This is a genomic window from Streptomyces sp. Z423-1 (genome assembly GCF_013009255.1).
Classification (GTDB): domain Bacteria; phylum Actinomycetota; class Actinomycetes; order Streptomycetales; family Streptomycetaceae; genus Streptomyces; species Streptomyces gossypiisoli.
Map to the genome: position 1 here is coordinate 3492481 of NZ_CP053109.1, position 11954 is coordinate 3504434.

The following is an 11954-nucleotide window of genomic DNA, read 5'->3' on the forward strand; positions in this document are numbered from 1 at the left end:
GCACTGCTCTGCCAGCCCCTGTTGTCGAGGCGAAAGAGAAGTTGGTGAACGACCGTCACCCGTCGGGGACCATGACCACCCCGGCTCCGGCTTCCGAAGCCGCCTCGGCGCATTACGCGTCGTATGGCACCCAGGAAGCCCAGTACGGCGACTTCACCACATACGCCGGCTACTCCGCCAACGGATTTGACACCGGCAGCCACGCCACGACGACCACCCCGACCGCCACCACGACCTTCGAGAGCGATCCGCTCTTCGGCGACCTCGCGGGCAGCGGTCACGGCACCGGCGCGTACGACGCCTCCCAGTGGTCCACCGGCAGCCATCAAACCGTCAACTACGACCCGTACGCGGCCCAGCACCACGCCGCCTACGACACCGGCGCCTACGACACGACCACCTGGACCGCCGAGCACCAGCAGCTCCCGCTGATCCCGCAGCAGGCGGGCGCGGTGGACGCCAGCGGCCAGTGGGACGCGAGCGCATGGCTCCAGCCCGAGCAGGGCGGCCCGGCCGACCAGACCCAGCAGTGGGAATGGGGCACGCAGGCCTTCGACACGGGCGCGTACGACGCCACGCAGTGGAACTCCGACGGCGGCGGTCACGACACCGGCCAGGCCACCGAGGAGTACGAACAGCACACCGAGGCCTACGACTTCGCCCAGCACGCCGAGCCCTTCGACCACCAGGCGAGCGCGACCTTCGACGAGCAGGCGAACGCGACCTTCGACCAGCAGTCGACCGCGACCTTCGAGCAGGTCGACCTCGGCGAAGACACCCACGGTGACGGCGAGCCGGACACCACCGGCGAGACGCCCGCCGCTACCCCGCTCCTCCTCGACGACCAGGAGCAGGTCACCTCCGCCCCGACCGGCCGCGCGGCCGCACGCAACGCCGCCCGCTCCCGTCGCCGTACGCCCGCCAAGCGCTCCGCGCTGCTGACCGTCGCCGTGCCCTCGGCCTGTGTGATGGGCGTGGCGGGTATCGCCGCCGCCTCCGTCGGCACCCTCTCCGGAGACGACCAGGACACCTCGGCCACGGCCGCGGACACGCTCGCGGTGAAACCATCCGCCGCCAACCAGCAGCTGAACACGCAGCTCGAAAGCCTCACCGCGGAGGCCCAGGACTTCGGCGACCGGGTCAGCCGTACGCAGGAGCGCATCGACCTCAAGGAGCAGCAGGCGGCCGAGAAGCGGAGGGCGGCGGAGGAGGCGGCCCGTAAGGAGCGGCTGCGCCCGAAGTTCGCGCTGCCGGTCGCGCAGCACGGGCTCAGCGCCTACTACGGCCAGGCCGGCATCAACTGGATGTCCGTGCACACCGGCATCGACTTCCCCGTCTCGTACGGCACGACAGTGATGGCCGCGACGGACGGCACGGTCCGTACGGAGTGGAACAGCGCGTACGGCAACATGATGATCGTGACGGCGATGGACGGTACGGAGACCTGGTACTGCCACCTCTCCAGCTACCGGGTCGCCTCGGGTACGACCGTCAAGGCCGGCGACCCGATCGCGTACTCCGGCAACTCCGGCAACTCGACCGGCCCGCACCTGCACTTCGAGGTGCGCCCCGGCGGCGGATCGTCGATCGACCCGCTGTCCTGGCTGCGCAGCCACGGGCTCGACCCGTCGTAACAAACGCCGGGGTGAGCGGGGCCTCTGCGCGAGACCCCCGACCCCCGTTCCCCTGCTTCTAGAGCTTCTCCACCGGCGCGTACCGCAGCAGCAGCCGCTTCGGCTTCGCGTCCCCGAAGTCGATCGTCGCCTCGGCGTTCGCGCCCGTGCCCTTCACCGCGACGACGGTGCCGAGCCCGAACTGGTCGTGCGTCACCCGGTCCCCCACCGCCAGCCCGACCACCGGCTGCTCGGCCGTCCGCCGTGTGGCGAACCCGGACGCGCCCGACGCCGAGGAGCGCGAGCGGGACGAGGACAGGGAGGCCGCCACGCCCGAGACCCGGCCGGCGGGGGCCGCGGAGGCGCCCGTCCGTTTCCAGTCCACGTGCGCCGCGGGGATCTCCTCCAGGAAGCGGGACGGCGGGTTGTACTGCGGCTGGCCCCAGGCGCTGCGCATCGCCGACCGCGTGAGGTACAGCCGCTCCCGCGCGCGGGTGATGCCGACGTACGCCAGGCGGCGCTCCTCCTCCAGTTCCTTGGTCTGGCCGAGGGCGCGCATGTGTGGGAAGACGCCGTCCTCCATGCCGGTGAGGAAGACGACCGGGAACTCCAGGCCCTTGGCGGTGTGCAGGGTCATCAGCGTGATGACGCCTTCGCCCTCCTCCTCGTCCGGGATCTGGTCGGAGTCGGCGACCAGCGCGACCTGCTCCAGGAAGTCGGCCAGCGTGCCCGCCTCGCCCTCGCCGCGCTCCTGCTCGAACTCCAGGGCGACAGCGGCGAGTTCCTGGAGGTTCTCGATCCGGGTCTCGTCCTGCGGGTCGGTGGAGGCCTGCAACTCGGCGAGGTAGCCGGTGCGTTCGAGCACGGCCTCCAGGATCGTCGCCGGGCCGGCGCCGGAGTCGACGATCGTACGGAGGTCCTCCATCAGCGTGTTGAACCGCTTCACCGCGTTCGTCGACCGCGCGGCCATGCCGTAGGCCTCGTCGACCCGCTTGAGCGCCTGCGGGAAGCTGATCTTCTCGCGCTGGGAGAGGGCGTCGATCATCGCCTCGGCGCGGTCGCCGATGCCTCGCTTGGGCACGTTGAGGATCCGGCGCAGCGGGACCGAGTCCTCCGGGTTGGCCAGCACCCGCAGGTAGGCCAGGACGTCCCGGACCTCCTTGCGCTCGTAGAAGCGGACACCGCCGACGACCTTGTAGGGCAGTCCGACGCGGATGAAGATCTCCTCGAAGACACGGGACTGGGCGTTCGTCCGGTAGAAGACGGCGACGTCGCCGGCCTTCGCCTCGCCCGCGTCCGTGAGGCGGTCTATCTCGTCGGCGACGAACTGCGCCTCGTCGTGCTCGGTGTCGGCGACATAGCCGGTGATGCGCGCGCCCGCGCCCGCGTTGGTCCACAGGTTCTTGGGGCGGCGGGACTCGTTGCGCTCGATGACCGCGTTGGCTGCGGAGAGGATCGTCTGCGTGGAGCGGTAGTTCTGCTCCAGCAGGATCGTCGTCGCGTCCGGGTAGTCCTCCTCGAACTGGAGGATGTTGCGGATGGTCGCGCCGCGGAAGGCGTAGATCGACTGGTCGGCGTCACCCACCACGCACAGCTCGGCGGGCGCCAGGTCGTCCTCGCCGGGCGGTACGTCGATGTCCTCGGCGGCACGCTCGCCGGTGCCGACGAGCTCGCGGACGAGGGCGTACTGGGCGTGGTTGGTGTCCTGGTACTCGTCGACCAGGACGTGCCGGAAGCGGCGGCGGTAGTGCTCGGCGACGTCCGGGAAGGCGCGGAGCAGGTTGACCGTCGTCATGATCAGGTCGTCGAAGTCGAGGGCATTCGCCTCACGCAGGCGTGACTGGTACAGCGCGTACGCCTGGGCGAGGGTCTTCTCGAAGCCGTCTGCGGCCTGGGCGGCGAAGTCCTCCTCGTCGATCAGCTCGTTCTTGAGGTTGCTGATCTTGGCGCTGAAGGACTTGGGCGGGAAGCGCTTGGGGTCGAGGTCCAGGTCGCGGCAGACCAGGGCCATCAGGCGCTTGCTGTCGGCGGCATCATAGATCGAGAAGGACGAGGTGAAGCCGAGCTTCTTGGACTCCCGGCGCAGGATGCGCACACAGGCGCTGTGGAAGGTCATCACCCACATCGCGTGGGCGCGCGGGCCGACGAGCTGCTCGACGCGCTCCTTCATCTCGCCCGCCGCCTTGTTGGTGAAGGTGATGGCGAGGATCTGGCCCGGGTGCACCCCGCGCTCGGCGAGGAGGTAGGCGATGCGGTGGGTGAGGACGCGCGTCTTGCCGGAGCCGGCACCGGCCACGATGAGCAGGGGCGAGCCGGAGTGGACGACGGCGGCACGCTGGTTGTCGTTCAGCCCCTCCAGGAGCGCGGCGGAGTCCATGGCCGGGCGCGGGGCGCCGTCGCGGTAGTAGGCGTCCCGGTCCGGGGGCACGTCGAACTTCCCGCCGAACAGATCGTCCGGAATCGACTCCGGAGTGTGATCGTCCTCGGGCGGCGGCGGAGGCTCCTCGTGGGCCCGTGGGGCCTGGAGGTCCGCCAGGAAGCTGTCGTCAAAGAGGCTGCTCATCGCTCTCCGAGTCTAGGGCTCCCCACTGACAACCCGCGGCCGCCCCGGAAATCCCGGCCGGGAAAGCCGACGATCTTGCCCACCCCATTAACGCCCGGCCCCCACCGGCCAGGCGCTCACCGTCCGAACACGATCTCACGCGGGCCGTAATGGCTGACTAAAGGTCACGAAAATGTATCGGGCATATCACCCACCAACCTTCACACGGGCCACACGAGTTGGCTACCGTGCCGGTCAGGCCGCACGACCCCCACCGGCGAACGTCGCCGGGCCGCGCGGCCTCCGCCGAGTCCGGTGCGCCTGAGGCAGCCGGAGCCGGGGACCCAACCGAACTTGGGGTGAATCGGTCAAACTCCCTTACCGGGAGCGGACCGTAGGGCAACCCTTCCGAACCACCCGCCCGAACCCGACAGCTAACCCGGTAGGCGGCACATGGAAGGAGTCGCCTCCTTTGGCGTCGCACCGCAAGTCGCGCCCCACGGGCGCGCGCGTAGCAGGCATACGGACCCCCGCCCTCGCCACCGCTGCCCTGACCTCCGTGGCTCTGCTCTCCCAGACCGCCAACGCCGCACCCTCGGCCGACGACAATCCGAGTCTCGAAGAGGTCGAGAAAAAGGTCGACGACCTCTACCGCCAGGCGGAGTCGGCGACCGAGAAGTACAACGCGGCCAAGGAGAAGACCGCGAAGCAGCGCAAGCGCGTCGACGCCCTCCTGGACGACGTCGCCCAGCGCACGCAGAAGCTCAACGAGGCGCGTGAGGAGCTGGGGACGTACGCCGCCGCCCAGTACCGCACCGGCGCGTCCGTCCCCGACACCGCCACCTTCCTGCTCGCCGACTCCCCGCAGGACTACTTCGACCAGACCCAGCTGATGGGTCGGCTGACCAGCCGTCAGAAGGACGCGGTCCACGAGTACTTCACCGAGCAGTCGGCGACGATGCAGAAGCGCCAGGAGGCCACCGAGAGCCTGGCACGGCTCACCGAGTCGCAGAGCGACTTGCAGACGGCCAAGGCCACCGTCCAGAAGAAGCTCGCCGACGCGCGCGAACTGCTGTCGAAGCTGACCGCCGAGGAGAAGGCCCGCCTCGCGGCGATCGAGAAGCAGAAGCAGGAGGAGGCCGAGCGCAAGGCCGCCGAGCTCGCCCGCCAGCAGGCGGAGGAACAGCGACGCCAGGAGGCGGCGCAGCAGCAGGAGCAGGAGTCGGCCGGCGGCGGTGCCTCAGCCGGCACGGGCAACGAGTCCGGCTCCGGCACCTCCGTGTCGGACTCCGCGTACGCCACCAAGGCCGAGAAGGCGCTCGCCTTCGCCCGCGCGCAGATCGGCAAGCCGTACGTCTGGGGCGCCACCGGCCCCGACTCCTACGACTGCTCCGGCCTCACCCAGGCCGCGTGGAAGGCGGCCGGCGTCAGCCTGCCCCGCACCACCTACGACCAGGTCGACGCCGGCACGACGGTCTCCATCGCCGCCGCCCAGCCGGGTGACCTGATCTTCTTCTACGACGACGTCACGCACGTCGGCCTCTACATCGGCAACGGCATGATGATCCACGCCCCGAAGCCGGGCACGTACGTCCGCGAGGAGTCGGTCTACTACGACGGCGAGTCCTCCATCCACAGCGTCGTCCGCCCGGCCTGACAACCGGCGCCGAAAGGCGGCTGAGGGGCACGCGCGCGTACGGCGGTTTCCGTGGTACGCGCGCGTGCGGCAGGACGTCAGGTCCAGAGCACGGCGATGAAGATGTTCGCCGTGGTCAGCAGGCCCACCAGCCCGAACATGCCCTTGTCCACCTTCTCCTCGTCCCGCTTCACATAGACGAGGCCGAGGATCACGATCAGCAGGGCCAGCTTCACGCCGATCTTGATGTTGTTGACGGGCTGGTCGTCGGCCTGGTTGAGGCCGACCAGGATCACGCCGGTGACCAGCATGGTCAGCGCGCCGTGCAGCATCGCCGGGACGAATCGTGCGGTGCCCTGGCCCATCGCCTTCATCTGGGTGAGGAAACCACCGAGCAGCGAGGCGATGCCGATGATGTGCAGGCCGACGAAGAGGTGGATGAGTACGTCCATGGGGCCGGAGCCTAATCAGGGGGTTCCGGGCCACCCGACACCGGGCCGCCCGTGGAGCACACGGTGACTGCATATATGCGCGCCATAGCACCCCGACCCTCGCACCCGCCCCCGGAATCGCCGCATCGGTCATCGCGCTGCGTGAAGACGACGACCCAGAAACGGGATCACGATCACATATGGTCACCCACCGATCCCCTGTCGTCACTTCCGCACAAGGCGTCACCGCGCCGACACACCCGGGTCTAGCGTCCTCCACCAGGTGACCGGCTCCCCACCGCCGCCCATGGCCAGGGGCGGCAGCCGGGCACCACCGCCGAGAAGGTCCGGCGGCGCCCCGCATCCCCTGTCCGGGGCGCCGCCGGACGCGTAAGCCGCCGCCCGGCGGTCGTACGTCCACCCGGTGGCCGTACGCACACGGCGGTCGCCCGAGTCGCAGGAAAGGACGTGCAGTCCACGTGGCAGCGCACCGCAAGCCCCGACAACGCTCGGCCCACGGCACCAAGGCCCGTACCGCGGCGACGATCGCCCTCGCGGGCGCGGCGACCGCCACGGGCCTCGACGGGACCGGCCACGCCGAGCCCCAGCTGACGCCGGGGCAGGTCAAGGCCAAGGTGGACAAGCTGTACCAGGAGGCGGAGGTCGCCACCCAGAAGTACAACGGCGCCAAGGAGCAGGCCGACGCGGCGCAGAAACGGCTGAGCACCCTGCAGGACGAGGCGGCCCGCAAGGAGGACCGGCTCAACTCCGCCCGCGACGCGCTCGGTTCGTACGCCGCCGCCCAGTACCGGGACGGCGGCCTCGACCCCGCCCTGCAACTCGCCCTCTCCGACGACCCCGACCAGTACCTCGACGGCGCCGCCTTCGCCGAACGCGCGAGTGACCGGCAGGCGGCCGCCGTCGCACGCGTACGCCGGCAGCTGCGGGAGATCGAGCAGCTGCGCGGCGCCGCACGCGTCGAACTGGCCTCGCTCCAGTCACGGCAGGCCGAACTGAACCGGCACAAGAAGACCGTCACCGGCAAGCTGGACGAGGCACGGCGGCTGCTGTCCCGGCTGACGGCCGAGGAGCGGGCCCGGCTCGCGCCGGGCGACGGCACCGACCGCGCCTCACGCGCCTCGGCGTCCGGCCGCGACAGCCTCCAGGCGCCCGGGTCCGCCACGGCGACGGCGCCCAACTCCCGCGCCGCGGCCGCCGTCTCGTACGCCTACCAGAAGCTCGGCAGCCCCTACGTCTGGGGCGCCACCGGTCCCAACGCCTTCGACTGCTCGGGCCTGATCCAGGCGGCCTACCGCTCCGCCGGGGTCTCCCTGCCCCGCACCACCTACGCCCAGATCGACGCGGGCCGCCGCGTCTCACGCTCCGAACTACTCCCGGGCGACCTGGTGTTCTTCTACTCCGGCATCAGCCACGTCGGCCTCTATGTCGGCAACGGCCAGATGATCCACGCGCCCAACCCCTCGGCTCCGGTCCGCCTGGCCCCGCTCGACGAGATGCCGTTCGCCGGGGCGACCCGGGTGGTCTGACGCGCGGCCGTCACACCAGGCGTCGGGCCGTCGCCCACCGCGTCAGCTCGTGCCGGTTGGAGAGCTGGAGCTTTCTCAGAACCGCCGAGACGTGGGACTCGACCGTCTTCACGGAGATGTACAGCTGCTTGGCGATCTCCTTGTACGCGTAGCCACGGGCGATGAGGCGCAGGACCTCCCGCTCACGCTGGGTGAGTCGGTCCAGGTCCTCGTCGACCGGTGGGGCGTCGGTGGAGGCGAAGGCGTCGAGGACGAAGCCGGCCAGACGCGGTGAGAAGACCGCGTCGCCCTCCTGGACCCGGAAGATCGAGTCGACCAGGTCCGTGCCGGTGATCGTCTTCGTGACGTACCCCCGCGCGCCGCCGCGGATCACGCCGATCACGTCCTCCGCCGCGTCCGAGACGGACAGGGCGAGGAATCGGACCGGCTGCTCGGCGTCGGCCATCAAGGTGGCGCAGCGGCGCAGCACTTCGACCCCGCCGCCACCCGGGAGGTGCACGTCCAGGAGCACCACCTCGGGCCGGGTCGCGGTGATGACCGTGACCGCCTGGTCGACGTCCGCGGCCTCGCCGACGACCTCGACGCCGGTCTGCTCGGTCTGGCCGATCTCGGCCTGCACACCCGTACGGAACATCCGGTGGTCGTCGACGAGGACGACGCGCACGTGCCGTCGTCCCGCTCCGCCGCCCGGCGTCTGTGCGGGCTCGGCCGCCTCCTCCGCTCCCGCCGTCCCGTTCGCCTCGGTCGGGTCGCTCATGACGTCTTCTCCGCCCTCTCCATCTCCAGCTCGACCTCCGTGCCGCCGTCCGGCACCGCCCGCAGCCGGGCCGTACCGCCATTGCGCTCCATGCGGCCGATGATCGATTCTCTGACGCCCATGCGGTCGGCGGGTATCGAGTCGAGGTCGAAGCCGGGACCGCGGTCCCGGACGGACACGAAGACCGTCTTTCCCTCGACTTCGGCGTAGACCTGCACGGCGCCGCCCTCGCCACCGTACTTGGCGGCGTTCACCATCGCCTCGCGCCCGGCTTGCATCTGTGCGCCGATCTTCTCGTCGAGCGGGCAGTCGCCGACCACGACGACCTCTATGGGTACGCCGTGCTTGTCCTCCACCTCCGCGGCGTTGCGCCGTACCGCGTCGGCGAGCGTGGTCGGCTCGTCGGCCTCGTCCTTGCCGGTGCCCTCCGGTTTGTAGAGCCAGGTGCGCAGGTCGCGCTCCTGGGCGCGGGCGAGGCGGCGCACCTCGTTGGGGTTGTCCGCGTTGCGCTGTATCAGCGTCAGGGTGTGCAGCACCGAGTCGTGGACGTGGGCCGCGACCTCCGCGCGCTCCTGGGCGCGGATCCGCATCAGGCGCTCTTCGGACAGGTCCTGGGTCATACGGACGAGGTACGGACCGGCGAGGAGCGTTATGCCGACGAGCACCGCGAGGGCCGCCTGCAGGACGGAGCCGAGGTGGGCGGCGGAGCCCTGGAGCACGAAGACGCCGGTGACGCCGGTCGTGACCAGCAGGACGCCGGCCACCGCGCGCAGCAGGGTGAGGGTGCGCTTGCGGCGGCCGACCTCGACCCAGCGGGCCCGGCGGGCGTTGTCCGCCTGGCGCCACACCAGGGCGACACCGGCGCCGACCAGCACGGTCGGCAGGAGGTAGGCCTGGGCGCCGCGGCCCAGGTTCACATTGCCCACGAAGACCATGGCCACGACGACCATGAGGAGCAGAGCGACGATCTGGCCCTTGTCCGGCTTGCGGGCCACGAGTCTCTTGCGGCCGTCGGCGGAGGTCTCGGTGGTGACCAGGGACGGCGGCTTCTGTGCCTCGACGCCGCCGACGCCGAGGGGCACGAAGAACCAGAAGGCGGCGTAGAGCAGCGCGCCGAGGCCGTCGGCCATGAACAGACCGACGAACACCAGGCGCACCCAGATCACGGGCAGGCCGAGATGCCCGGCGAGCCCCCGCGCCACGCCACCGAGCCAGCGTCCGTCACTGCTGCGGTAGAGCTTGCGCGGCGGCCGCGGTTCGTCGAGTGGCGCTGCTGCGGTTGCGGCTTCCGGCATGCCATTGATGGTCACACGGCAGGCCGGCCGGAGCATCAGGGTCGACCCCCGAGACTCCCCTGATCTTCGACGGGCCGGTCCGTCGAACGCCTCCCCGGCCTCGGCTCAGGGGTGATATCAGGGTCCGGCCAGGGTCATTCCGACTCCCGCGGCGGCGGCTCGACCGTCACCATGGACCCATGACTGATCACCAGCACGCCGCGGATGCCGTGCCCGACGCGGGCACCGCGTCCGACGCTGCGGCCGCGACCGCCGCAGGTGAGGAACCGCGCGCGCACGCGGGCGCGGGCGCACACGGCAAAAGCAGCACGAGTTCCGGAAGCGGGGCAGGCGTGCCCGGTGACGCTGGCCTGCCCGGTGATCCCGGCGTGCCTGGTGATCCCGGCGTCCCCGGTGACTCCGGCGTCCCCGGAGCCTCGGGCATGCCCGGCGGACCTGGAGCCCCCGGCGAGTCCAGAGCACCCAGCGAGCCCGGAGCACGCGGCGAGCCCGGAGCGACCGGCGAGCCCGGAGCGACCGCGGCGCCCGATGGGCCCATGACGCTGGAGCCGCCACACAAGTTCCGGCGGGATCGGCGGCACAAGATGTTCGCGGGGGTGTGCGCCGGCCTGGGGCGGCAGTGCGACATGGATCCGGTGATCTTCCGGATCACCCTCGCCGTGCTCTCCGCGACCGGCGGTATCGGTCTCATCTTCTACGGCTTCGCCTGGCTCTTCGTCCCGTACGACGACGAGGACGAGAACGAGGTCCGCAAGCTCCTGACCGGCCGTGTCGACGGGCAGGCCCTCACCGCCGTGCTGTTCGCGCTGGTCGGCTGCGGTGTCTTCCTGACACTGCTGAACAACGGCGGTGTGCTGACCTTCGCCGTCGTCCTCTCCCTCCTCCTCGCGGGCGCCGGTTACTGGTCGCAGCGCCGGGGCGCTCACGACCCCGACCCGCTGGCGGCGCAGGCCGTCGCCGACGCCCCGCCGGAGGCCCAGGCGCCGCCGGTCCCCACCGCCTACCCCTCCTGGTGGCGGGACCCGATCGTCAAGGACGGCACGCACGTCGGCGGCACCGGCTATCTGTGGGGCCCCAGCGAATCACGCGACCGGGACATCGCGGCGGCCGTCAACATCAGCCTCGGTACGGACACCGGCCCCCAGGCCCCGCTCGCCCAGCGCACGGCGCCGCCGAAACCGCGCGGCCCGCGCTGGATAGGCGGCTGGGTCTTCCTGCTCGCGCTCCTGGCGGGCGCCATCGGCACACGCGCGACCTGGCAGGAGCAACCGCTCGGCACCAGCCTGCAGACCGGCCTCGCCTGCGCGCTCGCCGTCATCGGACTGGGCATCGTCGTCAGCGCGTTCCTTGGGCGTACGGGAGCGGGGTCGATCTTCCTGGCTGTCATCACGGCGGGGCTGCTCGCCGGGGCGGCGGCGCTGCCCAAGAACATCGGCACGGAGTGGATACGCACGACGTGGCGGCCGGCCGCGGTGGCCGACGTGGAGCGGAAGTACGACCTCGGCACCGGCGTCGGCACCCTGGACCTGACCCGGCTGAACCCGGCCAAGGGCCAGACGGTGTCCACGGACGCCGAGGTGGGCGTGGGCCAACTGCGGGTGATCGTGCCGCCGGACGTGACTGTGAAGGCGAACATCGATGTGGGGGTGGGTGACATCCAGCTGCCGGGCGAGCAGAAGCAGGACGTGGATGTGGAGCCGGGCAAGTACCGGGAGGTGACGCTGGATCCGGCGCCGGGCGTGGAGAGCGTCGGCACGGTCGACCTCGACCTCAAGGTGGGCGTCGGTCAGGTGGAGGTGAGCCGTGCTGCGTCATGAGTTCCAGCCGGGACGGCTGGTGGCCGGGGCCGTCATCACCGTGGCTGGCGTCACGTACGCCGGCGACGCGGGTGGCGCCTGGGAGACACCGTGGTTCGCGGCGTTCCCCCTGATGGTGGGCGGTCTGTGTCTGGCCGCCGTTGCGGGAATGCTGGGCCGAGGCATACGCCGCCGTGGGGCACGCCGGGAAGGCCGGGGCGAGGCTTAGGGCCGCCCGGGTCGCGTGGGGGCGGACGCGAAGGCGAAGGCGAGGACCAGGGGCAGGCCCGTTCCGGGCCGCCGTCGGGCTTGGACGCGAGGGGGATGGCTCACCCCG

The 11954-nt window shown here is 71.1% G+C and carries 9 protein-coding genes and 1 riboswitch; of the genes, 5 read left to right on the forward strand and 4 right to left on the reverse strand.

Annotated features, from left to right (window positions below; translation table 11 throughout):
• Positions 1 to 44 precede the first annotated feature (44 nt).
• Positions 45 to 1634 carry a M23 family metallopeptidase gene (locus HJD23_RS15620; protein ID WP_240980722.1) on the forward strand — a complete coding sequence of 530 codons (1590 nt, stop codon included), beginning with the start codon at positions 45 to 47 and terminating at the stop codon, positions 1632 to 1634.
• A 58-nt stretch (positions 1635 to 1692) separates the two neighbouring features.
• Here the strand turns inward: HJD23_RS15620 and pcrA are convergent, their stop codons facing one another.
• Complete coding sequence (pcrA, locus tag HJD23_RS15625) at positions 1693 to 4176, reverse strand: DNA helicase PcrA (RefSeq protein ID WP_171117580.1); 2484 nt, start codon at positions 4174 to 4176, stop codon at positions 1693 to 1695.
• A gap of 273 nt (positions 4177 to 4449) precedes the next feature.
• A riboswitch (cyclic di-AMP (ydaO/yuaA leader) is annotated at positions 4450 to 4620 on the forward strand.
• A gap of 7 nt (positions 4621 to 4627) precedes the next feature.
• Between pcrA and HJD23_RS15630 the strand changes: the two genes are divergently transcribed.
• Positions 4628 to 5812 (forward strand): C40 family peptidase, encoded by a 1185-nt coding sequence (locus tag HJD23_RS15630; RefSeq protein WP_171117578.1) that lies wholly within the window; start codon positions 4628 to 4630, stop codon positions 5810 to 5812.
• A gap of 77 nt (positions 5813 to 5889) precedes the next feature.
• Here HJD23_RS15630 and HJD23_RS15635 read toward each other — a convergent pair whose 3' ends face one another.
• Positions 5890 to 6243: a hypothetical protein gene (locus tag HJD23_RS15635; protein ID WP_171117576.1), complete on the reverse strand. Its 354-nt coding sequence runs from the start codon at positions 6241 to 6243 to the stop codon at positions 5890 to 5892.
• A 458-nt stretch (positions 6244 to 6701) separates the two neighbouring features.
• Between HJD23_RS15635 and HJD23_RS15640 the strand changes: the two genes are divergently transcribed.
• Positions 6702 to 7769 carry a C40 family peptidase gene (locus HJD23_RS15640; protein ID WP_171117574.1) on the forward strand — a complete coding sequence of 356 codons (1068 nt, stop codon included), beginning with the start codon at positions 6702 to 6704 and terminating at the stop codon, positions 7767 to 7769.
• 10 nt (positions 7770 to 7779) lie between these two features.
• Here HJD23_RS15640 and HJD23_RS15645 read toward each other — a convergent pair whose 3' ends face one another.
• Positions 7780 to 8526: a response regulator transcription factor gene (locus HJD23_RS15645; RefSeq protein WP_171117572.1), complete on the reverse strand. Its 747-nt coding sequence runs from the start codon at positions 8524 to 8526 to the stop codon at positions 7780 to 7782.
• On the reverse strand, positions 8523 to 9857 hold the full coding sequence (locus tag HJD23_RS15650) for an ATP-binding protein (protein WP_171117570.1): 1335 nt from the start codon (positions 9855 to 9857) through the stop codon (positions 8523 to 8525). Before HJD23_RS15650 ends, HJD23_RS15645 begins: the two co-directional genes overlap by 4 nt.
• A 143-nt stretch (positions 9858 to 10000) precedes the next feature.
• Here HJD23_RS15650 and HJD23_RS15655 point away from each other — a divergent pair, with 143 nt between their 5' ends.
• Positions 10001 to 11638, forward strand: a complete 1638-nt coding sequence (locus HJD23_RS15655) for a PspC domain-containing protein (RefSeq protein WP_171117568.1) — start codon at positions 10001 to 10003, stop codon at positions 11636 to 11638.
• A complete protein-coding gene (locus tag HJD23_RS15660) occupies positions 11625 to 11846 on the forward strand; it encodes a hypothetical protein (RefSeq protein ID WP_171117566.1) in 222 nt (73 codons plus the stop codon). Before HJD23_RS15655 ends, HJD23_RS15660 begins: the two co-directional genes overlap by 14 nt.
• The last annotated feature ends 108 nt before the right edge of the window (positions 11847 to 11954 follow it).